At 71.0% G+C, this 25,732-nt stretch carries 21 protein-coding genes; 9 read left to right on the top strand and 12 right to left on the bottom strand.

The annotated features are described in order from the left end of the window. Window positions 1-39: 39 nt before the first annotated feature. The 4 genes from ACIBK6_RS05540 to ACIBK6_RS05525 form a co-directional block, all read right to left on the bottom strand. Complete coding sequence (locus ACIBK6_RS05540) at window positions 40-1,197, bottom strand: methyltransferase domain-containing protein (RefSeq protein ID WP_399048999.1); 1,158 nt, start codon at window positions 1,195-1,197, stop codon at window positions 40-42. Beyond that, window positions 1,194-2,141: an ATP-grasp ribosomal peptide maturase gene (gene tgmB / locus ACIBK6_RS05535; RefSeq protein WP_399048997.1), complete on the bottom strand. Its 948-nt coding sequence runs from the start codon at window positions 2,139-2,141 to the stop codon at window positions 1,194-1,196. The genes ACIBK6_RS05540 and tgmB overlap by 4 nt, the downstream gene beginning before the upstream one ends. A gap of 1 nt (window position 2,142) precedes the next feature. Beyond that, window positions 2,143-2,745, bottom strand: a complete 603-nt coding sequence (locus ACIBK6_RS05530; RefSeq protein ID WP_399048995.1) for a hypothetical protein — start codon at window positions 2,743-2,745, stop codon at window positions 2,143-2,145. A gap of 86 nt (window positions 2,746-2,831) precedes the next feature. Further along, window positions 2,832-3,032, bottom strand: a complete 201-nt coding sequence (locus tag ACIBK6_RS05525; RefSeq protein WP_399048993.1) for a hypothetical protein — start codon at window positions 3,030-3,032, stop codon at window positions 2,832-2,834. A gap of 111 nt (window positions 3,033-3,143) precedes the next feature. Between ACIBK6_RS05525 and ACIBK6_RS05520 the strand changes: the two genes are divergently transcribed. Both ACIBK6_RS05520 and ACIBK6_RS05515 read left to right on the top strand, forming a co-directional pair. Then, window positions 3,144-3,884: a helix-turn-helix domain-containing protein gene (locus ACIBK6_RS05520; RefSeq protein WP_399048992.1), complete on the top strand. Its 741-nt coding sequence runs from the start codon at window positions 3,144-3,146 to the stop codon at window positions 3,882-3,884. Between the two features lie 4 nt (window positions 3,885-3,888). Continuing rightward, on the top strand, window positions 3,889-4,359 hold the full coding sequence (locus ACIBK6_RS05515; protein ID WP_399048990.1) for an NUDIX domain-containing protein: 471 nt from the start codon (window positions 3,889-3,891) through the stop codon (window positions 4,357-4,359). 85 nt (window positions 4,360-4,444) lie between these two features. Here ACIBK6_RS05515 and aspS read toward each other — a convergent pair whose 3' ends face one another. Then, a complete protein-coding gene (gene aspS / locus ACIBK6_RS05510; protein WP_399048988.1) occupies window positions 4,445-6,220 on the bottom strand; it encodes an aspartate--tRNA ligase in 1,776 nt (591 codons plus the stop codon). A 148-nt stretch (window positions 6,221-6,368) separates the two neighbouring features. On the opposite strand from aspS, the gene ACIBK6_RS05505 reads away from it, so the two are divergent. Further along, a complete protein-coding gene (locus ACIBK6_RS05505) occupies window positions 6,369-8,504 on the top strand; it encodes a SpoIIE family protein phosphatase (protein ID WP_399048986.1) in 2,136 nt (711 codons plus the stop codon). 136 nt (window positions 8,505-8,640) lie between these two features. Here the strand turns inward: ACIBK6_RS05505 and ACIBK6_RS05500 are convergent, their stop codons facing one another. The 3 genes from ACIBK6_RS05500 to ACIBK6_RS05490 all read right to left on the bottom strand — a co-directional run bounded on the left by ACIBK6_RS05500 (window position 8,641) and on the right by ACIBK6_RS05490 (window position 11,740). Continuing rightward, the gene (locus ACIBK6_RS05500) at window positions 8,641-9,723 is read right to left on the bottom strand and encodes an AI-2E family transporter (protein ID WP_399048985.1); all 1,083 of its coding nucleotides are present in this window, start codon (window positions 9,721-9,723) and stop codon (window positions 8,641-8,643) included. Between the two features lie 431 nt (window positions 9,724-10,154). Further along, complete coding sequence (locus ACIBK6_RS05495; protein WP_399048983.1) at window positions 10,155-11,111, bottom strand: pirin family protein; 957 nt, start codon at window positions 11,109-11,111, stop codon at window positions 10,155-10,157. A gap of 164 nt (window positions 11,112-11,275) precedes the next feature. Continuing rightward, complete coding sequence (locus tag ACIBK6_RS05490; RefSeq protein ID WP_399048982.1) at window positions 11,276-11,740, bottom strand: SseB family protein; 465 nt, start codon at window positions 11,738-11,740, stop codon at window positions 11,276-11,278. A gap of 139 nt (window positions 11,741-11,879) precedes the next feature. Between ACIBK6_RS05490 and ACIBK6_RS05485 the strand changes: the two genes are divergently transcribed. The 4 genes from ACIBK6_RS05485 to ACIBK6_RS05470 all read left to right on the top strand — a co-directional run bounded on the left by ACIBK6_RS05485 (window position 11,880) and on the right by ACIBK6_RS05470 (window position 19,312). Continuing rightward, window positions 11,880-13,712, top strand: coding sequence for an acyl-CoA dehydrogenase (locus ACIBK6_RS05485; RefSeq protein ID WP_399048980.1), 1,833 nt, complete (start codon window positions 11,880-11,882; stop codon window positions 13,710-13,712). Between the two features lie 397 nt (window positions 13,713-14,109). Next, window positions 14,110-15,405 carry a M18 family aminopeptidase gene (locus ACIBK6_RS05480; RefSeq protein WP_399048978.1) on the top strand — a complete coding sequence of 432 codons (1,296 nt, stop codon included), beginning with the start codon at window positions 14,110-14,112 and terminating at the stop codon, window positions 15,403-15,405. Window positions 15,406-15,635: 230 nt separating this feature from the next. Next, the gene (locus ACIBK6_RS05475) at window positions 15,636-18,320 is read left to right on the top strand and encodes a BTAD domain-containing putative transcriptional regulator (protein WP_399048976.1); all 2,685 of its coding nucleotides are present in this window, start codon (window positions 15,636-15,638) and stop codon (window positions 18,318-18,320) included. 176 nt (window positions 18,321-18,496) lie between these two features. Continuing rightward, window positions 18,497-19,312, top strand: a complete 816-nt coding sequence (locus ACIBK6_RS05470; RefSeq protein WP_399048974.1) for a DUF4232 domain-containing protein — start codon at window positions 18,497-18,499, stop codon at window positions 19,310-19,312. A gap of 50 nt (window positions 19,313-19,362) precedes the next feature. Here the strand turns inward: ACIBK6_RS05470 and ACIBK6_RS05465 are convergent, their stop codons facing one another. Beyond that, window positions 19,363-21,183: an NHL domain-containing thioredoxin family protein gene (locus tag ACIBK6_RS05465; protein WP_399048972.1), complete on the bottom strand. Its 1,821-nt coding sequence runs from the start codon at window positions 21,181-21,183 to the stop codon at window positions 19,363-19,365. Window positions 21,184-21,260: 77 nt separating this feature from the next. Between ACIBK6_RS05465 and ACIBK6_RS05460 the strand changes: the two genes are divergently transcribed. Continuing rightward, complete coding sequence (locus ACIBK6_RS05460; RefSeq protein ID WP_399048970.1) at window positions 21,261-21,758, top strand: LURP-one-related/scramblase family protein; 498 nt, start codon at window positions 21,261-21,263, stop codon at window positions 21,756-21,758. Between the two features lie 104 nt (window positions 21,759-21,862). On the opposite strand, the gene ACIBK6_RS05455 is transcribed toward ACIBK6_RS05460, so the two are convergent. Next, window positions 21,863-22,636, bottom strand: a complete 774-nt coding sequence (locus ACIBK6_RS05455) for a carbon-nitrogen family hydrolase (RefSeq protein WP_399048968.1) — start codon at window positions 22,634-22,636, stop codon at window positions 21,863-21,865. A 165-nt stretch (window positions 22,637-22,801) separates the two neighbouring features. Between ACIBK6_RS05455 and ACIBK6_RS05450 the strand changes: the two genes are divergently transcribed. After that, complete coding sequence (locus ACIBK6_RS05450) at window positions 22,802-23,626, top strand: maleylpyruvate isomerase family mycothiol-dependent enzyme (RefSeq protein WP_399048966.1); 825 nt, start codon at window positions 22,802-22,804, stop codon at window positions 23,624-23,626. A gap of 137 nt (window positions 23,627-23,763) precedes the next feature. Here ACIBK6_RS05450 and ACIBK6_RS05445 read toward each other — a convergent pair whose 3' ends face one another. Both ACIBK6_RS05445 and ACIBK6_RS05440 read right to left on the bottom strand, forming a co-directional pair. Beyond that, entirely contained in the window at window positions 23,764-25,056 is a 1,293-nt protein-coding gene (locus ACIBK6_RS05445) for a nitrate/nitrite transporter (RefSeq protein WP_399048964.1), read from the bottom strand. Beyond that, entirely contained in the window at window positions 25,053-25,715 is a 663-nt protein-coding gene (locus ACIBK6_RS05440) for a GntR family transcriptional regulator (RefSeq protein ID WP_399048962.1), read from the bottom strand. Before ACIBK6_RS05440 ends, ACIBK6_RS05445 begins: the two co-directional genes overlap by 4 nt. Window positions 25,716-25,732 lie beyond the last annotated feature (17 nt).

The following is a 25,732-nucleotide window of genomic DNA, read 5'->3' as shown; positions in this document are numbered from 1 at the left end:
GGGGCAGAGTCGGACGGGGCCGCGCTCGTCGTCCAGCGTTTAGATGGGGAAGGACCAAGACCCGTCAGGGGACAGCAGGGAGCTGCCCTCTGCTGTGAGCTCCGCTCGTAGCGTGTGGAGAGAGAACCGGTTGTTCTCTTCCCACTTGCGGCGGACGCGTTCCAGGTCGTCCCAGAGCCGGTGGGGGCCACCCTGGTGCACCACGGGGGAGGTTCCGTCCTCGGCGCGTGCCCATGAGCCGTCCGCGGCGAGCAGCCACACCACACGCCGACCGTCGTTCGGGTACATGGGTGCGCGGGTCTCGACTCCAGGCGTGTCCAGCTCGTAGAGCCACCGGAGCGGCCATTCCTGCCACAGGTCGGGAATCGGCCCGTCCGGGGGCCGGACGTCCTCGCCTTCCCGCACTCGGGCGGACACGAACACGTCGTTCAGCTTCGCCGGATAGTCGGCTGCCTGCCGGGTCTCCATGAACGTTGCCGGGTCGGGCTGGACGGTGCCGCGTGCGATGCCGTCGGTTCCCATGTCCGCCGTGATCAGTAGCGCGGTGTGGGCAATCGTCGTGACGAGCCGTCCGCCGGGACGGAGCGCGCGGAGCCACGACGCGGGGACGGGCCGTACGGAAACGGTCGCCATGATGCGGTCGTATTCCGGTTCGGGGAGTTCCCCGGTGGCGTCGATGACTTCCACGCGCGGTGTACGTCCGAACCCGGCGAGGCGCCTGCGGGCGGCCTCGACCAGGTACGGGTCCACGTCCACGCTGGTTACGTTCTCGTCCCCGAAGCGGTGGGCGAACAGACCGGCGGAGTACCCGGAGCCCGTGCCCACGTCCAGGACCCTGTGGCCGGGCCTGACGTCGAGCCGGTGAGCCATGGACACGATGAGCCCCGGCAGGGTGGATGACGACGTCGGGTCACCCTTGCCGTGCTCGCCGAGGGTGGCGTGATCGGCGTGCGTGGGACCGACGCGGGTCACCAGCGTTTCGTCGCTGTAAGCGGCGTGCAGCCGCTCAGTGGAGTCCTCGGGCAGGTCTACCAACTCCCATTCTTGCGCTGGGCTGTTGGGGATACGCTTCCACCAGCGCGGAACCAGCTGGTGACGGGGGGTGTTGCGCACCGCGTCGTGCCATGCGGGGGCGTCGGTGGTCACCTTGTCCGCAAGCGCGTTGGCGGCATCGGTCCATGGGGACGCTTCGGTCATGCGGTCTCTCCTCGCAGAGCGTCGGCCATGGCTTCAACGAGCGGAACACCAGCTTTGACAGCGAGCCAGTGCCATTGGCCGTTGGGGTTCACCTCGAAGAACACCCAACGTCCGTCCGGCGTGACGGCGAAGTCCAGCGCACCGAAGAACAAGCCGAGTTCGTCCATGAGCAGGCGGACCCCATTTTCAACCTCCGAGGGCATGTGCACCACCTGGTACGTGTGGGATTGGTAGTCCGTTCGCCAGTCGAGTTGTGCGGCTTCGCTGTTCGTGTGGATGGCGACGGGGAACATGCGGTCACCGATCACGGTCAGGCGCACTTCGTACGCCTTGGCCACGCGCTCTTGGAACAGGTGGGCGGTTCCGCTCACTCCGTCATCCACCTGGTCTGCGGAGACAAGCGCCACGGGGAGGAACTGCCGTTTCCTGTCGGGCCCGAGCACGCCACCGCCGAGCCCCTTGTAAACAACCGCGTCGTCCGCCATGAACGTACGAGCGTGCTCGGGGTCCGAAGTGATCACGGAGCGGGGCACGTCCAGCCCGCACCGGGCGGCGACGGCAAGTTGCCTGGGCTTGTAGTTCGCTGCCGCATCGTTGGCAGGATGGTTGATCCAGCGCACAGGCAGCGAGCCGAGCACGCCGAGCAGCCCGGCACGCGCTTCCGAGACCGCGAGTGCGCGAGCGTGTCCGGGCCAGTCATCAGGGGTCCGGAACTCGTTGGGGCGACGCCACCACACCGACCTAACGGATTCCAGGCGGACCGTACGGGATCCGGTGAGGGAGCCCGTCCAGCCGTCCCCGGTGAGGGAGACGGCCAGACGGGACTCGGTCGGAGAGTCGGCAGTGTCGTACCTGACGACGTGCTCGCCGCGTTTCACCAGCTCCTCGACCACCGCGTCGGCCGTGAGGTCGTCCCGGCCGGTCAGAATGAGGATGGATCGCATGTCAGTACAGGTCGGTTCCGCTGTCGGAGCCCGGTGCCGAACCGTCACCGTTGCTGGTCTCCGTCTGCGTTTCCGGCATCTCCGCCGTGATCGCGTGCCACGGGTTGCCCTCGGCGGAGACATTCAGCTGAAGCGCATCGCTGTACGTGATGACGGGCGCTTCGTTGTTCATCGGAGCCGGTGACACCAAGTGCCGGACCCCGAAGGGGAGGGGCGTTGCCGTTGCGGTGCTCATACTGCGTTCCTCCTGTGTTGGACAGAGAGCGGAAGTCAGGGGGCCCACGGCCGGTGCCTTGGCCACCCGTTTTGCGTGCAGCTCGACCGTTGACGTGCCATGACAAACCCACACGTGGGCACGCTCGCCGGCTGTGAGGGCCGCATACAAAGCCCACTGCGCGGTGTCGTTGTTCAGCCAGGCCTGAAACCGCCCGGCCGAAGGGTCATTGGGGCCCAATCTGCCTACACACCAGCGCACTTGAGCACACAGCCATGATGCGGCGAGGATCGGCGATGGCGTCCCGTGAGAGTTGGACAGCATCTCGACATGCCGCGCATCGAGCCGCAATGCGGCCCGGACGGTACATCGGTACTCGATGTCACCCATGCTCGGATTCCCGACGCGCAAGGAACGTGCGCGGCCCGGTCCGTCCGGCGTGCTCGTGTGGGGGACGTAGCGGAGCCCGGCGCGGGTCATCGACTCACCCCTGCGTGCGGGTGCCGACGGATCTCCACGTTGCAGTCGACGGCGCCGGAAAGGTCCCGGAGCCAGTAGCACTCAGTGCGCTGCGCGACCAGCGCCACGCACACGTCGCAGTCCGGGTCCGCCGGACCGGGGTCGTACACCGGGAACGGATCACGCTGTTCGGCCTGTTGCCACAGTCCCCGCACCATTCTGCATCCCTTCACCGTCCGCTGGTGTCGCGATCGTCGCGCGGTGATCAGGACGAGGGAACCTCGTACGTTCGGCACTTCGGGACGTCCCATGCCCTGTAGAACGTCCCCATGCAGAACGAGCGGTTAAGGGCCGTCATGACGTCCGGAGGCTGGACGCACGCCTCACTGGCCAGCGTGACGGGCGTGGATCCGAAGAGCGTGGAACGGTGGGTCAACCTCGGGCGCACCCCACGGCGGGCAACTGCGATCAAGGCAGCCGAGACGTTGGGCGAGGACGTTCACACCCTGTGGCCGACGCTCCGGCAGGCACGCGCGGCACGGGCGGTCAGTCCGGAACTGGTCGCGTTGTACGACCAGCGGGCGGACCTTCCCGTATCCGTTTTCGTGGACCTCCTCACGCCCGCGCGCGAGCGAATCGACGTCCTGGTTTACGCGGCGGTGTTCCTGCACGAGGCGTATCCCCGGCTGAACGATCTCCTGCGGGAGCGGGCCGCCGATGGGTGCGCGGTACGTATTGCGGTCGGTGACGCGGACAGCGAGAACGTCCAGCAGCGAGGGCAGGAAGAGAAGTTCGGGCACGGCATCGAATCACGCTGCCGTCTCGCTCTCCTGCACTACCGGCCGTTGGCGAGCGTGCCCGGCATCGAGCTTCGGACGCACGGCACGACGCTCTACAACAGCCTGTATCGAGCGGATGACCAGGTGCTGGTCAATGCCCACGTCTGGGGTGTGAACGCGTACGGTGCGCCCGTGTGGCACCTTCGCCGCCACGAATCCGGCGGCATGTTCGACACCTACGCGGACAGTTTCAATGCCGTGTGGGAAACAGCGCGCCCCGTGGAGGCATGAGCCGATGGCCCGGACCGAGTACTACGACGACCCTCACGCGCCTGCGCCGAACAGCATGGTCGTGGCCGCGTCGGCGGTGGTGACCGATAGCGAGGGGCGTCTTTTGCTGCAACGGCGTCGGGACAACAACTTGTGGGCCCTGCCCGGTGGCGGGATGGAGCTGGGCGACTCGCTGCCGGGGACGGCCGTCCGTGAGGTCAAGGAGGAGACCGGCCTCGACGTGGAGATCACCGGACTGGTCGGCACGTACACGGACCCCCGGCACATCATCGAGTACAGCGACGGCGAGGTACGGAGGCAGTTCAACGTCTGCTTCACGGCACGCATCACCGGCGGGGAGCCGACCCTTTCCGACGAGAGCACGGAACTGCGGTTCGTGGCACCGGCCGACCTCGACGCCCTGCCCATGCACCACACCCAACGCCTGCGCCTCCAGCACTTCTTGGAACACCGCTGCGCGCCGTACCTCGGCTGATCATGCGGCGTACCCCAAGGGGCGGGAAAAGACGCAACCCCCCGGGCCGCAGCCCAGGGGGTTGGGAAAGGGAGCGCGGGGTCCCTTACTTGGTCTTGTCCGCCGCCGCCGGCTTGCGCAGGGCGATGTTCAGCTCGCGCAGGCGGGACTCGTCCAGTTCCGTCGGGGCGCCCATCATCAGGTCCTGCGCGTTGCCGTTCAGCGGGAACGCGATGGTCTCCCGGATGTTCGGCTCGTCCGCGAGCAGCATCACGATGCGGTCCACGCCCGGGGCGATGCCACCGTGCGGCGGGGCGCCGAGGCGGAACGCGCGCAGCATGCCCGCGAACTCGTGCTCCACCGTCTCGCGGTCGTAGCCCGCGATCTCGAACGCCTTCAGCATCAGCTCGGGCTCGTGGTTGCGGATCGCGCCGGACGACAGCTCGATGCCGTTGCAGACGATGTCGTACTGCCAGGCCAGAATGTCGAGCGGGTCCTTCTCCTCCAGGTCGGCGAGGCCGCCCTGCGGCATGGAGAACGGGTTGTGCGAGAAGTCGATCTTGCCGGTGTCCTCGTCCTTCTCGTACATCGGGAAGTCGACGATCCAGCAGAACCGGAAGACGCCCTCCTCGAAGTGCCCGGCCCGCTTGGCGGCCTCGACCCGGACGCCCGACATGATCTTGGAGACCTCGTCGAACTCGCCCGCGCCGAAGAAGACCGCGTGGCCGGGGACGAGGCCGAGGCGCTCGGTCAGGACCTTGACGTTCTCGTCGGTCAGGAACTTGGCGATCGGGCCGGACAGCGAGCCGTCCTCGGCGACCCGCACCCAGGCCAGGCCCTTCGCGCCGAGCGAGACGGCGTAGTCGCCGAGCCCGTCGAAGAACTTCCGCGACTGCGACGCGACGTCCGGCACCGGCAGGGCGCGGACGTGCTTGCCCGCGAACGCCTTGAACTCGGAGCCCTCGAACACGTCGGTGATGTCGGCGAGTTCGAGCTGGGCGCGCAGGTCCGGCTTGTCGTTGCCGTACTTCAGCATCGACTCGCGGAACGGGATCCGCGGGAAGGGCGAGGTGACGTGGCGGCCGTTGCCGAACTCCTCGAAGAGCTCGGTCATCAGCTTCTCGATGGGCTGGAAGACGTCCTCCTGCTCCACGAAGCTCATCTCGACGTCGAGCTGGTAGAACTCGCCCGGCGAGCGGTCGGCGCGGGCGTCCTCGTCGCGGAAGCAGGGTGCGATCTGGAAGTACCGGTCGAAGCCGGAGATCATCAGGAGCTGCTTGAACTGCTGGGGGGCCTGGGGGAGGGCGTAGAACTTGCCCGGGTTCAGGCGGGAGGGGACCACGAAGTCGCGGGCGCCCTCGGGGGAGGTCGCCGTCAGGATCGGCGTCGCCATCTCGTTGAAGCCGAGCGCGACCATCTTCGAGCGGATCGAGGCGATCACAGCGCTGCGCAGCATGATGTTGCGGTGCATGCGCTCGCGGCGCAGGTCGAGGAAGCGGTACTCCAGGCGCCGCTCCTCGTTGACGCCGTCGTCGGCGTTGATCGTGAAGGGCAGCGGGTTCGCGGTGCCGAGCACCTCGACCTCGCCGACCTCGATCTCGATCTCGCCGGTGGCCAGCTCGCTGTTCACGTTCTCGGTGCCGCGCGAGACGACCTTGCCGTCGACGCGGACGACGGTCTCCTTGGACAGCTTGTCCAGGGCCTCGGCGCCGGCCGTGCCGGGCCGGGCGACCAGCTGCGTGATGCCGTAGTGGTCCCGCAGGTCGATGAACAGGATGCCGCCCAGGTCTCGGCGATTGTGCAGCCAGCCGCTCAGCCGTACGTCGCTGCCGACGTCGGAGGCGCGGAGCTCGCCGCAGGTGTGGGACCGGTACCGGTGCATCGTTCATCCAATTCTTCGCGAGCGGTGGTCGCGACTTCTTCGCGAGATTCTTCGCGAGACAGGCGGGAATCAACCAGTCCAGGTTACCGCCCGGTGCGACGGCCACTCTCGGTGGCGACCAGGCCGCAAACATTCCTAGAGTGGGGCAATGCGCACAGAGGACGTCCTGGCCGCGATCGCGACTGGCCTGTGGCGCTGGGACAACGCATCCGGGACGGTCACCCTCGACGCCGAGGCCGCCCGGCTCCTCGGACTGCCCGCGAAGCGGGCGACCCTGACCGAGGCGGCCGTACGGTCGCGTTTCCACCCCGTCGACTGGAACGAGGTCGACGGCATCATCAACCTCGCCGTCGCCGAGGGCACCCTCGCCGAGGCCCGTCTGCGGATCATGGACGAGAGCGGCCGGGTGATCCGTACCGTACGCAGCCGCTCCAAGCCGCTGACCAGAGAGGACAGCTACGTACTGATCGGCACCATCCAGGAGGTCGCCGAGCCGCAGCCCGGCACCACCGCAGCCCACCCCTCGATCACCGGCGACTGGCGGCGCTCGCGCGAGGCGTTCCTGCTCGACGCGGGCCGGGCGCTCGCCGAGGCCCGCTCGACCTCCGAAGTGCTGAGGGTGGCCGCCTCGCTCTCCATGCCGGGCTTCTCGCCGGACGGCCTGGCGGTGTTCGGGGTGGCGGGCGAGCGGCTGACGATCATCGGGCACCACGGGCACAACCCCGGGGACGACGGACCCTTCGCGGACATGGCCCTGGACATGGACTATCCGGCGGCCGACGTCGTACGCAACGGGCGGGCTATCTATCTGCCCACGCCGCAGGAGTACCGGCGCCGCTTCCCCGCCACCTGGCCGCTGGTGCAGCGCTTCGACCGCCAGTCGTGGGCGTTCGTGCCGCTGATCGTCGCCGGGCGCACGATCGGGGCGTGGATGGCCGCGTTCAAGCACCCGGTGGCGTTCACGCCCGACGAGCGCTCGGTCCTGACCACCGTCGCCCGCATGCTGGCGCAGGCGCTGGCCAGGGCGGGCGAGGCGGAGAACGAACGCGAGCTCTCGCTCGGCCTGCAACGCTCGATGATGCCGACGCTCGGCCCCGAGATCCCCGGCATGACGGTCGCCGCCCGCTACGTCCCGACCGGCGGCGGCCTCCAGGTCGGCGGCGACTGGTACGACATGATCCCGCTGCCCACCGGCAGCTTCGCCCTGGTCATCGGGGACGTACAGGGCCATGACGTACGGGCGGCCGGGCTGATGGGCCAGCTGCGGATCGCGCTGCGGGCGTACGCCAGCGAGGGCCACCGCCCCGACGCGGTCCTCTCCCGCGCCTCCCGCTTCCTGTACGGGATCACCGAGTCGTACGGGGTGCCCGATCCGCACATCGAGGGGTACGAGGACTACGCGCCGCGCTTCGCCACCTGCCTGTACATCGAGGTCGACCCGGCCACCGGCACCCTCGACATCGCGCGGGCCGGCCATCCCGACCCGGTGATCCGCACCGCCGACGGCACCGCCCTGATACGGCCCACCGCGGGCGGCCTCCCGCTCGGCATCGAGGCGGACTCCGACTACCCGACGACCCGGCTCGTCCTCGACCCCGGCGAGACAATCATGATCTGCACGGACGGGCTGATCGAGACCGGCGGCCACGACCTGGCCAGCGGCTGGACGCGGCTGCGTCCCGTCCTGGAGAAGCACACCGACGACGGCCTGGAGGAGCTCGCCGACGCACTGGTCCAGGCCGTGCACGGCCCCTCCTCGCACCACACCACGGGCCCGCTGGTCGACCGCCGCGAGGACGACATCGCGCTGCTGCTGCTCTCCCGCAATGCCGAGGGCCGCGTCGGTCCCACCGCGGCGCCCGCGGTCCGCCGCACCGCGCTGACCATCGCCCAGGCCGAACCGGAGCGGATCGCGGGCGCCCGCAAGCAGCTGCGCGAGCTCCTCCACGACTGGGCGGACGAGGAGCAGATCGACTCGGCAGTCCTGATGATCTCCGAGATGATCACCAACGTCCTGGTCCACACCGACGGCGACGCGCTGCTCGTGGCGGAGGCCCGCGGTCCGCTCGGCTCCCGCCGCCTGCGCGTCGAGGTGGCCGACGCCAGCGACGAGCTGCCGCACCGGCGCCGCCCCGGCGAGATGGCGTCCAGCGGCCGCGGCCTGGTCCTGATGCAGATGCTCGCGGATGCGTGGGGGGTGGACCCGAGGGGCGACGGGAAGTCCATCTGGTTCGAGCTCTCTGAGACGAGGGCCGCGGACGGCTCCGCATCATCGGTGGCGTAAGGGCTGCGCTGCTGTCCTGCGCTACGAAGCGGGGGCCTGGGAGGCGGGCCGGTTGTCGGTGGCGTAACGCCTGCGCGGCGCGCCCGCACCACGCGGCGGGGCCTCGGGGGCGGCCGGGTCGGCGGTGGCGCAAGGCCTACGCGGCGGGTTCTTCGGGCGGTGGGCCCGCCGGGCCGTCGGCCGCGTACCGCCTGCGCAGTTCGCCGAGTACCCCGAACCCGGCCGCCGCGACCGGCACCGCGAGCAGCATCCCGACGAGCCCGGCGACGCTGGCGCCCGCCGTCAGCGCGATCATGATCATCGCGGGGTGCATCTGCACGGTGCGGCTCTGGATGACCGGCTGGAGGATGTGCCCTTCGAGCTGCTGCACGGCGAGCACCACCCCGACGGTCCACAGGGCGGTGCCGAGCCCCCGGTCGGCGAGCGCGACGAGCACGGCCACCGCGCCGGACACGAAAGCCCCCAGATAGGGGATGTACGCGCCGATGAAGACGAGAGCCCCAAGCCCGATGGCACCGGGCACGCGCAGGATCAGCAGCCCGGCGGTGATGCAGATGGCGTCGATGAACGCGATGAGCGTCGTCCCCCGCATGAACCCCTCGACGGCCTCGAAGGCCCGGCGGGCCATGGCCTCGACGGTGTCGCCGGTGCCGCGCGGGGCGAGGGAGTGCGCGAGGTCGACGGCCCGGTCGGAATCCTTGAGGAAGAAGAAGGTGAGGAGCAGCGCGAGCACGCTGGTGGCGATGAGCGAGCCGAGCACGCTGAGCCCTTCGAGCAGCCCGCTGGCCGCGCCGGCCCCGAACCTGGACAGCAGCTGCTTGGCGTTGTCGGCGAGGTTGGTGACCCCGTCCCCGCCGGCCGTCCCGAGGTGATCGGCCACCCACTGTCCGGCCTGCTTGAGCGAGGCGACGATCTGGTCGCCGGTGTCGATGAGCGCGCTGACGACGACGTAGCCCGCGCCGCCGACCACGCCGACGAGGGCGACGCAGGTCAGCCCGGCGGCGATGGACCGCCGGACCCCCATGCGGATCAGCCGGCGGTGTACGGGGCCGAGCAGGGCGGTGCCAAGTAGCGCGAGCAGTACGGGAGTTACGGCGGTCTTGAAGACGATGCACAGCCAGATGGCGATGGCGGCGACGCCGGTGACGAGCAGCACGACCACGCACCAGGCGGCGGTCCGCCGCGCCCCGTCGGGGAGCAGCGCGTCGGGTTTCTCCACCCGCCCACCCGACCACGGCGGGGGCCCCGTCGCCTCCCCAGCGGCCCGCCCGGGTGACGCCCCGTCAGCAAACGGTGCTTTTCCCCTACCCGCCCCTTCCCGAAACCCTCCGGGGGTGGGGGTGGGAAGGGGTGCTCTCCCGGGGCTCCGCCCCGGACCCCCGGCGGGGGCTGCGCCCCCTGCACCCCCTTAGGGGGCTTCGCCCCCGGACCCCCCTCGGGGCTCCGCCCCGGACCCCGCTCCTCAAGCGCCGGAGGGGCTTGATTTTGGCTGAGCATGGGGATTTGGCTGCGGGTCCCAGCCCGTCAAGGGGCAACTTCCAGCCCGTCATGGGGGTCCCCCCTGGCCCTTAAGGCCTTGGGGGAGATTGAGGACTGGGGGTCTGGGGGCAAAGCCCCCAGTTCGGGAAGGGGCGGGGTGGGGGAAGGGACTCACATGCCGTGGACCGCCGGGATCCTGCCCAGCCTGCCCTGCTGGAAGTCGTCGAAGGCCTGCTGGAGTTCTTCGCGGGTGTTCATGACGAACGGGCCGTAGTGGGCCATCGGCTCACCGATCGGGCGGCCCCCGAGGAGCACGACCTCCAGGTCGGGGGCGTGGCCGTCCTGCTTCTCGTCCGCGCGGACCGTCAGCGAGCCGCCGTCGCCGAACACGGCGGTCTGGCCCATGTGGACGGGACGGCGCTCGGCACCGACAGACCCGCGCCCGGCCAGCACGTAGGCGAGCCCGTTGAAGTCGGACCGCCACGGCAGCGTGACCGACGCACCCGGCCGCAGCGTCGCATGCACCATCGTGATGAGGGTGTGCGTAATGCCCGGCCCCTCGTGCCCGTCGAGCGAGCCCGCGATGACGCGCAGCAGCGCGCCGCCGTCGGGGGAGGTGAGCAGTTGGACGCTGCCGCTGCGGATGTCCTGGTAGCGCGGGGGCATCATCTTGTCCTTGGCCGGCAGGTTCACCCACAGCTGGAGGCCGTGGAAGAGGCCGCCGGACATCACCAGGTGCTCCGGCGGCGCCTCGATGTGCAGCAGGCCCGAGCCCGCCGTCATCCACTGGGTGTCGCCGTTGGTGATGGTGCCGCCACCGCCATTGGAGTCGTGGTGGTCGAAGATCCCGTCGATGATGTAGGTGACGGTTTCGAAGCCGCGGTGGGGGTGCCAGGGGGTGCCCTTCGGCTCACCCGGTGCGTACTCCACCTCACCCATCTGGTCCATCATGATGAACGGGTCGAGGTGCTTGTAGTTGATCCCGGCGAACGCGCGGCGCACCGGGAAGCCCTCCCCCTCGAACCCCTGCGGCGCGGTGCTCACGGCAAGGACGGGGCGCGCCGCGACACCCTCCGGCGCGGTGACGCGCGGCAGGGTCAGCGGGTTTTCGACGGTCACAGCAGGCATGGGACGGCCCTCCTTGCGGGGATGCTCTGCATCCAAAGTAGTTGAATGGTGAACATCTAGCAAGGCGCCCACATTCCCGGCCCGCTCCCGCCGCCTCCGGGACGCACCTCGGGCCCGTATCCCCCCAAGGGGTACGGGCCCGAAAGTCGACCTCCGAGCAGCAGCTATCCGTACATGCGCCGCATCGCGAAGTCGACCATCTGCTCCACGGCCTTCGCGTCGAAGACCATCCGGTGGTCGCCCTCCATGTCGAGCACGAAGCCGTACCCGGTCGGCAGGAGGTCGATGACCTCGGCGCCGGTGATGACGAAGTACTTGGACTCCTTGCCGGCGTAGCGGCGCAGCTCCTTGAGCGAGGTGAACATGGGGATGACCGGCTGCTGGGTGTTGTGCAGCGCCAGGAACCCGGGGTTGTCGCCGCGCGGGCAGTACACCTTCGATCCGGCGAAGATCTGCTGGAAGTCCTCGGCGGACAGCGACCCGGTGGTGAAGGCCCGCACCGCGTCGGCGAGCGAGGGCGGCGACGGCTCGGGGTACAGCGGCTGCTCCCCGTACCCGCCCTGCTGCGGCGGTGCGTACTGCTGCTGCTGCGCGGCAGGGCCGCCTGCGTGCTGGTCGTAGCCGTACATGGCCCACAGCGTAGTGCGCGGCGATTAGAGCCGCGTCACAGTTGTCCGGTTAGGGGTTGCGTCTTATTACCCACGGGTAGCATCATCGTAGCTACTTGCTGGTAAAGATGTAACCGACCCTGCTTACGGAGCCGTCGCCATGGGGCACTACAAGTCGAATCTCCGCGACATCGAGTTCAACCTCTTCGAGGTGCTCGGACGCGACAAGCTGTACGGCACCGGCCCGTTCGGGGAGATGGACGTCGACACCGCCAAGTCGATCCTGGAGGAGATCGCCCGCCTCGCCGAGAACGAGCTGGCCGATTCCTTCGCGGACGCCGACCGCAACCCGCCGGTCTTCGACCCGGCCACCAACACCGCTCCGGTCCCGGAGTCCTTCAAGAGCTCCTACAAGGCGTTCATGGACTCCGAGTACTGGCGGCTCGGCCTGCCCGAGGAGATCGGCGGCACCGTTTCGCCGCGCTCCCTGATCTGGGCGTACGCCGAGCTGCTGCTTGGCTCCAACCCGGCGATCTGGATGTACTGCTCCGGTCCCGCGTTCGCGGGCATCCTCTTCCAGGAGGGCAACGAGGCGCAGAAGAAGATCGCCGAGATCGCCGTCGAGAAGCGCTGGGGCTCCACCATGGTCCTCACCGAGCCGGACGCCGGCTCGGACGTGGGCGCCGGCCGCACCAAGGCCGTCGAGCAGGCGGACGGCTCCTGGCACATCGAGGGCGTGAAGCGCTTCATCACCTCCGGTGAGCACGACATGGAGGAGAACATCCTCCACTACGTCCTCGCCCGCCCCGAGGGCCACGGCCCCGGCACCAAGGGCCTGTCCCTCTTCCTCGTCCCGAAGTTCCACTTCGACTGGGAGACCGGCGAGCTGGGCGAGCGCAACGGCGTGTACGCCACCAACGTCGAGCACAAGATGGGCCTGAAGGCGTCCAACACGTGCGAGATGACGTTCGGCGACCAGCACCCCGCCAAGGGCTGGCTGATCGGCGACAAGCACGACGGCATCCGCCAGATGTTCATGATCATCGAGTTCGCGCGGATGATGGTCGGCACGAAGGCCATCGCGACGCTGTCGACGGGTTACCTGAACGCCCTTGAGTACGCCAAGGAGCGCGTCCAGGGCAGCGACCTCTCGCAGTTCATGGACAAGACCGCGCCGAAGGTGACGATCACTCACCACCCGGACGTACGCCGCTCGTTGATGACGCAGAAGGCGTACGCCGAGGGCATGCGCTCGCTCGTCCTCTACACCGCCTCGATCCAGGACGCGATCCAGCTGAAGGAAGCGGCGGGCGAGGACACCAAGGCGCTCGTCGGCCTGAACGACCTGCTTCTGCCGATCGTCAAGGGCTACGGCTCGGAGAAGTCCTACGAGAAGCTGTCCGCCGAGTCGCTCCAGACCTTCGGCGGCTCCGGGTACCTCCAGGAGTACCCGATCGAGCAGTACATCCGTGACGCCAAGATCGACACGCTGTACGAGGGCACCACGGCGATCCAGGGCCAGGACTTCTTCTTCCGGAAGATCGTCCGCGACCAGGGTGCCTCGCTGAACGCGCTGGCCGAGGAGATCAAGAAGTTCCTCGCCGAGCAGCACGGCGGCCACGAGGAGCTGGCGGGCGCGCTCGACTCGCTCGCCAAGGCGGCCGTGGACCTGGAGGCGATCGTCGGCACGATGATCACCGACCTCACCGCGACCGGCGAGGACGTCAAGAACATCTACAAGGTGGGCCTCAACACGACCCGTCTGCTGATGGCCTCCGGCGACGTCGTGGTCGGCTACCTGCTGCTCAAGGGCGCGGCGGTCGCGGCCGAGAAGCTGGGCTCGGCCTCGGCGAAGGACGTCCCCTTCTACCAGGGCAAGATCGCGGCCGCGAAGTTCTTCGCCGCGAACGTCCTCCCGGGCGTCGGCGCCGCCCGCGCGCTGGCCGAGACGGTGGACAACTCCCTGATGGAACTGGACGAGGCGGCGTTCTAGCCATCACGGTGCGGTTCTGGCCTCACGGTGCGGGGGCTCGGGGTACTAAATCCCCGGGCCCCTTTTCCCGTGCCCCCCTTCGGCCTGCGGACCGTGCTCCGGTTGTGCCCACCCTCCCCCAAGCTCTTGAAGAGCAGGGGGGACCCCCATCGCCGTGCGGAACGCCTGCCCACAACCTGGGGGGCGCGAAAAAGTGGACCTCAGCCGAAAATCCAGCCCCTCCGGCGATTGAGGAGCGGGGTCCGGGGCGGAGCCCCGTGCCCACCGGGCGGAAGGCGGGCGGCGGCGCGGCCCCAGGGGTACGAGGGTGCAACTCCCAAGGGACTGGGGTGCAGGCCCCAGGGGGCAGGGGGCACAAGCCCCGGAGTGATGGACGGGCCGCCGCTAGGGTGGCGGCATGAGCACACCCGCCCGCTTCGACCGCGGCCACACCGACGACCTCATGTCCTTCCTCGCGGCGAGCCCGTCGCAGTACCACGCCGTGGCCAACGCCGCCGCACGCCTGGAGAAGGCCGGGTTCCGGCAGGTCCAGGAGACGGACGCGTGGGACGGGACGCACGGCGGGAAGTACGTGCTGCGCGGCGGCGCCATCGTGGCCTGGTACGTGCCCGAGGGCGCCCGGCCGCACACCCCGTACCGGATCGTCGGCGCCCACACCGACTCCCCGAACCTGCGCGTGAAGCCGCAGCCCGACTCGGGGGCGTACGGCTGGCGGCAGGTGGCCGTCGAGATCTACGGCGGCACGCTGCTCAACACCTGGCTCGACCGCGACCTCGGCGTCGCGGGCCGCCTCACCCTGAAGGACGGCAGCCACCGCCTGGTCAACGTGGACCGGCCGCTCATGCGCGTACCGCAGCTCGCCGTGCACCTGGACCGCTCGGTGAACACCGACGGGCTCAAGCTCGACCGCCAGCGCCACCTCCAGCCGGTCTGGGGCCTCGGCGACGACGTACGGGAGGGCGATCTGATCCGCTTCCTGGAGCAGGAGGCGGGCCTCGCCGAGGACGAGGTGGCGGGCTGGGACCTGATGCTGCACTCCGTCGAGCCGCCCGCATACCTGGGCCGCGACCGGGAGTTGGTGGCCGGACCCCGGATGGACAACCTGCTCTCCGTGCACGCCGGGACGGCCGCCCTTGCCGCCGTGTCCGCCTCCGAGAACCTCCCCTACATCCCGGTGTTCGCCGCCTTCGACCACGAGGAGGACGGCTCGCAGGCCGACACCGGCGCGGACGGGCCGCTGCTCGGCAACGTCATGGAACGCTCGGTCTTCGCGCGCGGCGGCACCTACGAGGACCGCGCCCGCGCCTTCGCGGGAACGGTCTGCCTGTCCTCCGACACCGGCCACGCCGTGCACCCCAACTACGCGGAGCGGCACGACCCCACGCACCACCCACGCGCCAACGGCGGTCCCATCCTCAAGGTCAACGTGAACGCCCGGTACGCCACCGACGGCGCCGGCCGCGCGGTGTTCGCGGCGGCCTGCGAGCGCGCCGGGGTGCCGTGGCAGAGCTTCGTCTCCAACAACGCGATGCCCTGCGGCACCACCATCGGCCCCATCACCGCGGCCCGGCACGGCATCCAGACCGTCGACATCGGCGTGGCGATCCTGTCGATGCACAGCGCCCGCGAACTGTGCGGCGCCGACGACCCGTACCTGCTCGCGGGCGCCCTGACCGCGTTCCTGGCGGGCTGAACCACCGCTCGGGTGGGCGGGATCGGCCATCGCGGATGCACGTACCCGCGACGGCCGGTCTTCTTACGGAGGCGGGGCCGCCGCACCCGCTCCGCGTGACCCGCGCCACCTCTGGGCCCGGTGGCCCCCGGACGTGAACCGCACCCCTTGAGCCCCGCGTATCCTCGACTGTCCGGGCCCTGACCAGGCCCGAGTAGACCGGGAACGGGGAGCAAGGGGGTAGCGCCGCCGTGGAGTTCCGTGTCCTGGGAACGGTGGCCGTGGCGACGGAGGACGGCGCGGTCCTCCCGCTCGGTCCCGCCAAGCGCCGCAGCCTGCTCGCCGTGCTGCTGCTCCAGCCCAACACCGCCGTCCCCGTCGACCGGCTCACCGAGGCGCTGTGGGACGAGGAGCCGCCCACCCACTCCCGCACCGTCCTGCAGGGCCACGTCTCGCGGCTGCGGGCGCTGTTCGCCGAGCACGGCGCCGAGGCGTACGGCATCGAACTGGCCACGCAGGGACCGGCGTACGTGCTGCGGCTGCCCGAGACCCTGATCGACGCCCACCGCTTCGAGGAACTGGTCTCCCTCGCCCGCGGCCAGCGCGGCCCCGGCGACGCGGTGCTCATGCTGCGCGAGGCGCTCGCCCTGTGGCAGGGCCCCGCCCTCACCGGCACGGTCACCAGCCCGCCCCTGCAAGCCGCCGCCCACACCCTGGAAGAGCTCAGGCTCGCCTCGGTGGAGGCGCTCGCCGAGGCATACGGGGAGCTCGGCGAGCACGGCCGGGCCGCCGCCGTCCTGCGCACCGAAGCCGTCGCCCACCCCCTGCGCGAGCCCCTGTCGGCCGCGCTGATGCTGGCGCTGAGCCGCTCCGGACGGCAGTCCGACGCCCTCGAATGGTTCCACCGCACCCGGCGCCTGCTCGCCGACGAACTCGGCGTGGACCCGGGCCCGGCGCTCGCCGAGGCGTACACCTCGATCCTGCGGACCGGCACCACGCCCGCGGTCCCGCCCCGGCCCGCCCTGCCCGAACTCGCCGTCACCGTACCGGACTTGCTGCCGCGCAGGCCGCGCGGCTTCACCGGCCGGCACGCCGAGCTCGCCGCGCTCGACGTGGCCGCCGCCGGCCAGTACGGCGCGATAGCCCTGGTCACCGGCGGCGCCGGCGTCGGCAAGACCGCGCTCGCCGTGCACTGGGCGCACGAGCGCCAGCCCGGCTTCCCCGACGGCCGGCTCTTCGCCGACCTGTGCGGCTACAGCGACACCCCGGCCCGCCAAGTCACCGTCGTACTAAGGGAATTCCTGCTCGCGCTCGGCGTTCCCGTCCAGCGCATCCCCGAGACCGAGGCCGGGATGGGGGCGCTCTACCGCTCGCTGACCGCCGACCGCCGGATGCTGGTCGTGCTCGACAACGCCCGCGACTCCGAGCAGGTCCGGCCGCTGCTGCCCGGCGGCGACCACTGCGTCACCCTGGTCACCAGCCGCGACCGGCTCGGCGGCCTGGTCGCCACCGACGCGGCCCGCCCGGTCCGCCTCGACGAACTGCCCGCCGCCGACTGCACCGCCCTGCTCGCCGCCGTCCTCGGCGAGGACCGCGTCGCCGCCGAACCCGCCGCCGCCGCACGCCTGGCCGCGCTCTGCGACGGCCTCCCGCTCGCCCTGCGCGTCACCGCCGCCCGCCTCGCCGCCCGACCCCAGTGGACGCTGTCCGCGCTCGCCGCCGAACTCGCCGACGAACAGCGCCGGTTGGGGCTGCTGCGGGTCGAGGACACCGGGGTGGCCGCGGCCCTGCGCCTGACCGTGCAGCAACTGCCCGAACAGGCCCGCCGGATGTTCCGCGCGCTCGGCCTGCACACCGGCTCCGAACTCGACCGCTACACGGCCGCCGCGCTGGCCGGCTGCACCCCCGACCAGGCCGCCGCCGCCCTCGAACGCCTCGCCGCCGCCCACCTCGTGGTGGAATCGGGCCCGCACGGCCCCGCCCACTCCCGTACCCGGCCGGACTCGTACACCCTGCACGATCTCGTCCGGCTCTACGCCCGCGCGCTCGCCCCCGAGGCCGACCCGGACGGACTTGCCCGCCTCCTCGACCACTATCTGCACACCGGCCTGGTCGCGACCGCCACCGCCGAACCCGGCAGCCAGCCCTGCTTCGTGCCGCCCGCCGGGGCCCGCCGGCCCGCGGCGGTGCGCGAGTTCGAGGACCGGCAGGCCGCCCTCGCCTGGTACGAGGCCGAACGAGCCACCCTGCGCGGGGCGGTCGCCGCCGCGGTCGCCGCCGGTATGCACGACCGGGCCTGGCGGCTCGTCCTGCTCCAGTGGCCGCTGATCCTGTGGCGGGTCCGCGACGGCTGGGTCCCGCTCCTCGAACAGGCCCTGGAATCGGCCGAGTTGGAGCAGGAGCTCGACGCGCAGTCCCGTACCCGCGCGCTGCTCGGCTGGGTGCTGCACGAGGAGGGCCGCTACGACGACGCGCTCGCCCAACTGGAGAAGGCCCCCGACCTCGCCCGGCAGGCCGGCGACGTCACCAGCGAGGCCATCGCCCGCATCAACCTCGCCGTCATCCTCATCCAGTACGGCGAGAACGACCGGGCCGGCGATCTGCTCGGCCACGCCCTCACGCTGGCCGGCCGGGCCCGCGACCGCTCCACCGAAATGCTGGCCCACCAGCACCTGGCCCGGCACTTCCTCACCGCCGGCGCCCACCACCTGGCCCTGGAGCACGCCCGGCGCGGCCTGGAACTCGGCCCCTCGCCGGAGGCGATCCCCCGCCGGGTGCTGCTGCGCACCAGCTACGGCGAGGCGCTGGCCGGGCTCGGCCGCACCGAGGAGGCCCGCCGCCAGCTCACCGACGCGGCCCGCGAGGCCGACGACCACGGCTACGAGGAGGGCGCGGCGGCGGCCCGCGCGGAACTGGCGGGGCTGCCGCCGCTGTAGCGGGGTTTGGCGGGGTGGCGCTCACGGGCAGTGAGCAGCGGGCCTCGGTTCTTTGGGGCCGCCGTCCAGGGGGCGGACGCGTTAGCGGATCGATAGGGGGACCCGCGAGGCTGCCGGGGCACCTGCACTCGATCATTCGATGAAGCACACCTATTCGACTCGGACCGGGGGACGCGATGCGCAGGGGGAGGACAATCCCGGGGCAGGCGGGAGCGGCCCTCGCCGGACTCGTCGCGCTGCTCGGCGCGCTCACGGGCTGCACCGACGGCGTGCCCACCGCAGCTCCGGGGACCGGCGCAAGCTCGGCGCGGCCCGGCTCTCCCGCGCCGGAAGCCCGCGCCTCTCAGGCACAGCAGCCCCCGGCCGCCCCCGCGTCGCCGCCGGGCCGGAGCGGAACCCCGCAGAGCCCACCGCCCAGCGCCGCTCCCGCCGCCCCGCCCAGCCCGCCCGCGGCCTCTCCGCCGCCGCCCCTCCCGGGCACGGACACCCGCACCGGCCCGGGGGACGACGGCGGGGAGGACGCCCGCACCTACTGCCCGCCCACCGCGCTGTCCTTCACCTTCCGCACCGCGGGCGACGCCCGTACCCCGGACAACGCCCGTACCGCAGGGGACGCCCGTAGCGCGGGGGACGTGCGGGCCGGGGGCGACGCCGTCCTCGCGGTCCGCAACACCTCCGGGCACGCCTGCGTCCTGCACGGCTCGCCCGCGCTGACCCTCACCGACGACACGGGCCGTTCCTCGCTCACCTCCGCCCCGGCCAAGCCGTACGCGCAGGCCTTCGCGCTGCACCCCGGGGCGAGCGGCACGGCACGGGTCCACTACGCCGCGCGCCGCGACTGCCGGACCCGGGGCTCCACGGTGCGGGTGACCCTGCCGGGCTCCGGCACCGCGAGCACCCTGCCGGTCCTCGACGCCCACGGCCGCCCGACCACGCTGCCCTTGTGCGGGCCGCCGTTGCTCATCGGACCGTTCAAGCCGGGCTTCGGGTAGGGGGTGTTCAGGCCCGGCTCCGGCTAAAGGGTGTTCAGGCCGGACGCTCCTTAGGCCTCGGCCGGGTCCATCCCGGCCAGCACCAGCGGCAGCCGGGTCGCGCCGCCCTCGGTGAGCCGGACCGGGACGCCCCAGTCCTGCTGGTGGACGTGGCAGGCGGGGTACTCGTTCGCCGGGTCGTCGTCGCAGGACGCCGCCATCGCGGACACGTGCAGCACGCCCTCGGCGATCTCGGGGTTGAGGCTCAGCCCGCGCGCGAGATCCGTGCCCGTGCCCTCGCCCGCGAGCAGCAGCTCGGGCGGGGTCGAGGAGACGAGCAGCCGGGTGGAGGGACCGTACCGGGTGTCCAGCTTCTGCCCGGCGGGCGCCTGGAACACCACGTCCAACTGGAGCCCGCCCGGGGCGACTTCGGTCGCGGCACGCTGGGTGCGGTGGGCCACGGCCTCGACCCGCACCGCCTCTTCGGGCAGCCGCAGCCGGGTCAGCCGGTGCCGGGCCGACTCGACGACCACGATGTCGTCCCCGACCAGGACCGCGCCGCTCGGCTCCCTCAAGTCCGTTGCCAGTGTGGTCACTTCACCACTGGCCGGGTCGTAGCGGCGCAGCGCGTGGTTGTACGTGTCCGCCACCGCGACCGAGCCGTCGGGCAGGGCGGTGACGCCCAACGGGTGCTGAAGCAGGGCCTGTTCCGCCGCTCCGTCCCGGTGCCCGAAGTCGAAGAGCCCGGTGCCGACGGCGGTGTGCACCGCGCCGTCGGTGTCGACGTAGCGCAGCGCGGAGGTCTCCGAGTCGGCGACCCAGAGCCGGTCCTCGGCGGCCGCGAGCCCGGACGGCTGCGCGAACCAGGCCTCGGCGCCGGGCCCGTCGACCAGACCCTCGTTGGTGGTCCCGGCCGCGACCTCGACGGTCTTCGTCTCCGGGTCGTACGTCCACAGCTGGTGCACGCCCGCCATGGCGATCCACACCTTGCCCCGCCACCAGGCCACGTCCCACGGCGAGGACAGGTCCACTTCGAGCGCGGGCCCGGAGGTCGGCTGCCCCTGCCACCACTGCCTGCCGGTGCCCGCGACCAGCTCGATGTCCCCGGTCGCCGGGTCGAAGACCCGCAGCGCGTGGTGCACGGTGTCGGCGACGACGACCTTCCCGTCCGGCAGCAGCGCGAGCCCCTGCGGCTCCTTGAACTGCCCGTCCCCGCCGATCCGCCGTACGACGCTCTCCCCGTCAGGGGCCAGCTCGACCAGCTCGTGGCGGGTGGTGTCGGACACCAGGAAGTTCCCGCTGCCGGGCAGCACGAGCGCCTTCCCGGGGAAGCGCAGATCCGTGGCGACCGGCTCCGGCGGCACATAGGGCCCGTCCCCGCGCCGCAGCGTCCCCTTCGCCCCGTGCTCGGCCTCCAGCTCCGCCACCAGGCGCTCAATAGCGTGAGCATGCCCCTCGCCGGCGTGCTGGGCGACGATGTACCCCTCGGGGTCGATCACCACGAGCGTGGGCCAGGCCCGCACGGCGTACTGCTTCCACGTCGCGAGCTCGGGATCGTCAAGGACGGGGTGCTCCACCCCGTACCGCTCCACCGCGTCGACAACGGCCCGGTGCTCGGCCTCGTGCACGAACTTCGGCGAGTGCACCCCGACGATGACCACGGTGTCCCGGTGCTTCTCCTCCAGCTCGCGCAGCTCGTCGAGGACGTGGAGGCAGTTAATGCAGCAGAAGGTCCAAAAATCAACAACAACGCACTTACCTCGCAGGTCGGCGAGGCCCAGGTCCTTCCCACCCGTATTCAGCCAACCGCCCTTGCCGATCAGCTCAGGGGCACGGACACGGGTGCGGCGGGGGGCGGGCGCGGGGGTGGGCGCCGGGGCGGCATCGTTCATGGTTCAAGCTTGCCATCCCGGTATGAACAGCTTGTGACGCAGTTCGGCGGGGCTCCGGGGCGGGCAGGGTTGGATGCATGAAATACCTCGTGCGCGACAAGATCTTCGCCATCGGTGACGACTACTGGATCGACACCGAGGACGGCCGCCACGCCTTCCTCGCCGACGGCAAGGCGCTGCGGCTGCGCGACACCCTGGAGCTGAAGGACCCCTCCGGGCGAGTGCTGATCACGCTGCGGGAGAAGATGTTCAGTCTGCGCGACGCGATGACCATCGAGCGGGACGACCAGACCCTCGCCACCGTCCGCCGCAAGCGGCTCTCGCTGCTGCGCAACCACTACCGGGTCAGCCTGGTCGAGGGCACCGAGCTCGATGTCACCGGCAAGATCCTGGACCGCGAGTTCACCGTCGAGTACGACGGAGAGCTGCTCGCGCACGTCTCGCGCAAGTGGTTCCGGATGCGGGAGACGTACGCGGTGAACGTCGTACGGGAGGACGCGGACGCGGCACTGATCATCGCGGTGGTGATCTGCGTGATCCGCATGGACGAGAAGGAGCCCGGCCACGACGACTGAGGGCTCTTGTGCAGGTCCGGGTACGGTCCGTGCCCTGAAGGGGCGCGGGGAACTGCGCGACCAACCCACGCCGGCCCGCAGTCGAAATCCCCCCCAGCGGAGCGCTAGAGCACCCTGTCCTTCAGCGCCGGGAACGCCTCCCGTGTGGTGGTGACCTTCGCCGGGTCCAGGTCCACCGTCAGGGTCTCCTCACCGGAGCCCGCTTCCACGAGGACCTCGCCCCAGGGGTCGACCACGATGCTGTGGCCGGCCTGCTCCACACCGGCGTGGGTACCCGCGGTGCCGCAGGCCAGGACGTACGCCTGGTTCTCGACCGCGCGGGCCCGCGCGAGCAGCGTCCAGTGGGCGCGGCGCCGCTCGGGCCAGCCGGCCGGGATCACGAAGGCGTGGGCGCCCGCGTCGACCAGGCCCCGGAACAGTTCGGGGAAGCGCAGGTCGTAGCAGGTGGCCAGGCCCAGGGTGAGGTCCGGAAGGGCGGCGGTGACGAGGTGTTCGCCCGCGCCCATCAGCACCGCCTCGCCCTTGTCGAAGCCGAAGCGGTGGATCTTCCGGTAGGTGTGCGCCAGCGTGCCGTCGGGCGAGAAGACGAGGGAGGTGTTGTAGAGCGCCCCGTCGTCACCCCGCTCGGGAACGGACCCGGCATGCAGCCAGATCCCGGCGTCCCGGGCCGCCTGTGACATCTCCTGGACCGTCGGCCCGTCGAGCTTCTCCGCCTCGTCCGCGAAGAGTTCGTACGCGAAGGCCCCGACCGTCCACAGCTCGGGGAGGACCACCAGATCGCTGCCCCGCTGCTCCCGAACCAGCGAACCGACGCGCCGGCGGCGGGAATTGACCGGCTCTTCCGGGTTTACGTCGATCTGAATGAGCGAGGCGCGCACAGTACCACCGTCCTGGCCGTCGAGCCGTCAGCACTATTGGAAACAGCCTACGATCGTCACGAGAAAGCACTGCCGGGGTGCCTGCGAGCAGCGTAACTTAGCCATCAAGCCTCCCACGCAGTCCCGCAGTCCAGCCCGCGTACATAAGAACCGCCGAGGGGTCCCGTGACCGTCCATCCCAGCCTTCAGACCTACGCCGATGCCTGGACCCACTCCATCGAGGCGATATCGGAGCTGGTGCAGCCGCTCGTCGAGGGCGAGTGGAACCGCGCGACGCCGTGCCCCAACTGGTCGGTGCGCGACATCGTGTCGCACGTCATCGGCGTGGAGTGTGAGCAACTGGGCGATCCGAGGCCGATCCACACCCTGCCGCGCGACCTCTTCCATGTGCAGACCGAGCTTGAGCGCTACATGGAGATGCAGGTCGATGTGCGCCGGCACCATACGGCGCCGGAGATGACCTCCGAGCTGGAGTACACGATCATTCGCCGGGCCCGGCAGCTGCGCAACGAGAACCGGGACCCGGACACCAAGGTGCGCGCCCCCCTCGGCGCCGAGATGACCCTGGAACTCGCGCTGCGGATGCGGGCGTTCGATGTGTGGGTGCACGAGCAGGATCTGCGCTGGGCCCTCAACAAGCCGGGGAACCTGGACTCTCCGGGCGCGTACGTGGCCCGCGACATCCTGCTGCACACGCTGCCCCGGGTGGTCGCGAAGGACGCGGGCGCCCCGGCCGGCTCGGCGGTGGTCTTCGACATCCACGGCCCGCTGGAGTTCCTGCGTACGGTACGGGTGGACGCGGACGGCCACGGCACCATCGACGGCGCGCCCTCGCTGGGCCCGCTGGTCACCCTGGCCATGGACTGGGAGACCTTCCTCCGCCTGGCCTGCGGCCGGGTCCGCCCGCACGCGGTCGCGGACCGCATCAAGTCAGAGGGCGACCAGGCCCTGGCCGAGGCCATCCTGCGAGAGTTCGCGGTCACGCCGTAGCCCTCCGGCGTACTGGCTGGCAAAACTTCAAGCGGCTCGTGGGGGTCCCTCTGGCCTTTAAGGCCCTGGGGGAGATTGAGGTGGGGGGTCCGGGGGCAGCGCCCCCGGTGCCCGGGCCGCGGGGTGGGCCACCCTCACTACACGGGGACGTGAACCGCCTCCACCCTGCTGGCCACAAGCCGTTCCCGGCTGACCGCCCGCGCGCGCAGCCGCAGGATCTGGGCGAGGCCCAGCGCCTCCAGGAAGAACACCGACGAGAACGCGACGCGGTAGTTGTCACCGGTCGCGTCAAGGAGCACCCCCACCGCGAGCAGCGTCGTCATGGAGGCGACGAAGCCGCCCATGTTGGTGATGCCGGACGCGGTGCCCTGGCGTTCCGGCGGGTTGGCGGGGCGCGAGAAGTCGAAGCCGATCATCGAGGCGGGCCCGCACGCCCCGAGCACCAGGCACAGTGTGACGAGCAGCCACATCGGCGCGTGCGCCGAGGGGTAGGCGATGGTGGCGGCCCACATGAGCGCGGTCGCCCCCACGGTGCCGAGCACCAGCGGCAGCCTGGCCGCATGGTGGCGGGCGATGAGCTGCCCGTACACCAGGCCCACGACCATGTTGGAGAGCACCACGAGCGTCAGCAGGGTGCCCGCCGTGCCCCGGCTGAGGCCCTGCGCCTCGACGAGGAACGGCATCCCCCACAGCAGCAGGAACACCATCGCGGGGAACTGCGTCGTGAAGTGCACCCACATCCCGAGCCGGGTGCCGGGTTCGCGCCACGACGCGGCGATCTGGCGGCGTACGAACGCGGCACCGGCGTGGTGCGCGGGCGGCGGCTCATGGCCCTCGGGGTGGTCGCGCAGGAAGAGCAGCAGGAGTACGAGGACGACGACCCCTGCGAGCGAGCTGCCCGCGAAGGTCTGGGTCCAGCCGATGCCGTGCAGCGCGCGGGCGATGATGATGGTGGACACCAGGTTCCCGGCCATCCCGAACAGCGCGGCGACCTGCCCGATCATCGGCCCGTGCTTGGCGGGGAACCAGCGCGAGCCGAGCCGCAGCACGCTGATGAAGGTCATCGCGTCCCCGCAGCCGAGCAGCGCGCGGGAGCCGAGCGCGGTGGCGTACGAGGGTGACAGGGCGAAGCCGAGCTGTCCGACGGTGAACAGGACGGTCCCGAGCACCAGGACCTTCTTGGTGCCGAGCCGGTCGACCATGAGGCCGACGGGTATCTGCATCCCGGCGTACACGAGCAGTTGGAGTATGGAGAAGGTGGACAGCGCCGAGGCGTTGACGTGGAAGCGGTCGGCGGCGTCGAGCCCGGCGACGCCGAGCGAGGTGCGGAAGATGACGGCGACGAAGTAGACGCCGACGCCTATGCCCCACACGAACAGGGCCCGGCGCCCGCCGACCGGATCCCGGGTCTCCAGTGCGGCGGAGCTCATCGGTCGTCCCCCCTGACCAGGACCTTGACCCAGCTGAGGTGCTGGCGCACGCACTGCGCGGCCCGCTCGCCGTCGCCGTCGCGGATCGCGGCCAGCATCTCCTCGTGCTCGGCGATGTTCTTGGCGACGCGGTCGGGCTGGGCGTGCATGACGGCGACGCCCATCCGCAGCTGCCGGTCGCGCATCTGGTCGTAGAGCCGGGCCAGGATCTCGTTCCCGGCGCTCTGCACGATCTCGGCGTGGAAGCAGCGGTCGGAGACGGCGACGGCCGCCAGGTCGCCGGCGGCGGCGTGCGCCTTCTGCTCGGCGAGCAGTTCCTGGAGCCGCACCACGAGGCGCTCCGGCGCCGGTACGGCCCTGCGCACCGCGAACTCCTCGACGAGCAGCCGGGTTTCGACCACGTCGGCGGTCTCCTGCGCGGAGACGGCGAGCACCAGGGCGCCCTTCTTCGGGTAGAGCTTGAGCAGCCCTTCCACTTCGAGTTTGAGCAGCGCTTCACGCACGGGCGTCCGCGAAACCCCGACGGCCTCGGCCAGCTCCCCTTCGGTGAGCAGCGTGCCGCCTTCGTAGCGGCGGTCGAGTACCGCCTGCTTGACGTGCATGTATACGCGGTCGGCGGCGGGGGGCTGCTTGGTGGCGGGGGCCGGGGCGGGAGGCATGCGCACAGGATAGATAC

It is taken from the genome of Streptomyces sp. NPDC050485 (assembly GCF_044458185.1).
Lineage (GTDB): Bacteria > Actinomycetota > Actinomycetes > Streptomycetales > Streptomycetaceae > Streptomyces.
Note: the sequence above shows the minus strand (reverse complement) of the source record. Positions and strands in the feature narration are given on the sequence as shown.

Excerpts from the sequence above, each read along its gene's own strand:
- ACIBK6_RS05470 (WP_399048974.1), top strand. The coding sequence starts at position 18,497 with ATGCGCAGGGGGAGGACAATCCCGGGGCAGGCGGGAGCGGCCCTCGCC.
- ACIBK6_RS05490 (WP_399048982.1), bottom strand. The coding sequence starts at position 11,740 with ATGTACGGCTACGACCAGCACGCAGGCGGCCCTGCCGCGCAGCAGCAG.
- ACIBK6_RS05520 (WP_399048992.1), top strand. The coding sequence starts at position 3,144 with ATGCAGAACGAGCGGTTAAGGGCCGTCATGACGTCCGGAGGCTGGACG.
- ACIBK6_RS05440 (WP_399048962.1), bottom strand. The coding sequence starts at position 25,715 with ATGCCTCCCGCCCCGGCCCCCGCCACCAAGCAGCCCCCCGCCGCCGAC.
- ACIBK6_RS05445 (WP_399048964.1), bottom strand. The coding sequence starts at position 25,056 with ATGAGCTCCGCCGCACTGGAGACCCGGGATCCGGTCGGCGGGCGCCGG.
- ACIBK6_RS05530 (WP_399048995.1), bottom strand. The coding sequence starts at position 2,745 with ATGGGTGACATCGAGTACCGATGTACCGTCCGGGCCGCATTGCGGCTC.
- ACIBK6_RS05525 (WP_399048993.1), bottom strand. The coding sequence starts at position 3,032 with ATGGTGCGGGGACTGTGGCAACAGGCCGAACAGCGTGATCCGTTCCCG.
- ACIBK6_RS05465 (WP_399048972.1), bottom strand. The coding sequence starts at position 21,183 with ATGAACGATGCCGCCCCGGCGCCCACCCCCGCGCCCGCCCCCCGCCGC.
- ACIBK6_RS05460 (WP_399048970.1), top strand. The coding sequence starts at position 21,261 with ATGAAATACCTCGTGCGCGACAAGATCTTCGCCATCGGTGACGACTAC.
- ACIBK6_RS05505 (WP_399048986.1), top strand. The coding sequence starts at position 6,369 with ATGCGCACAGAGGACGTCCTGGCCGCGATCGCGACTGGCCTGTGGCGC.
- ACIBK6_RS05485 (WP_399048980.1), top strand. The coding sequence starts at position 11,880 with ATGGGGCACTACAAGTCGAATCTCCGCGACATCGAGTTCAACCTCTTC.
- ACIBK6_RS05515 (WP_399048990.1), top strand. The coding sequence starts at position 3,889 with ATGGCCCGGACCGAGTACTACGACGACCCTCACGCGCCTGCGCCGAAC.
- ACIBK6_RS05480 (WP_399048978.1), top strand. The coding sequence starts at position 14,110 with ATGAGCACACCCGCCCGCTTCGACCGCGGCCACACCGACGACCTCATG.
- aspS (WP_399048988.1), bottom strand. The coding sequence starts at position 6,220 with ATGCACCGGTACCGGTCCCACACCTGCGGCGAGCTCCGCGCCTCCGAC.
- tgmB (WP_399048997.1), bottom strand. The coding sequence starts at position 2,141 with ATGCGATCCATCCTCATTCTGACCGGCCGGGACGACCTCACGGCCGAC.
- ACIBK6_RS05495 (WP_399048983.1), bottom strand. The coding sequence starts at position 11,111 with ATGCCTGCTGTGACCGTCGAAAACCCGCTGACCCTGCCGCGCGTCACC.
- ACIBK6_RS05540 (WP_399048999.1), bottom strand. The coding sequence starts at position 1,197 with ATGACCGAAGCGTCCCCATGGACCGATGCCGCCAACGCGCTTGCGGAC.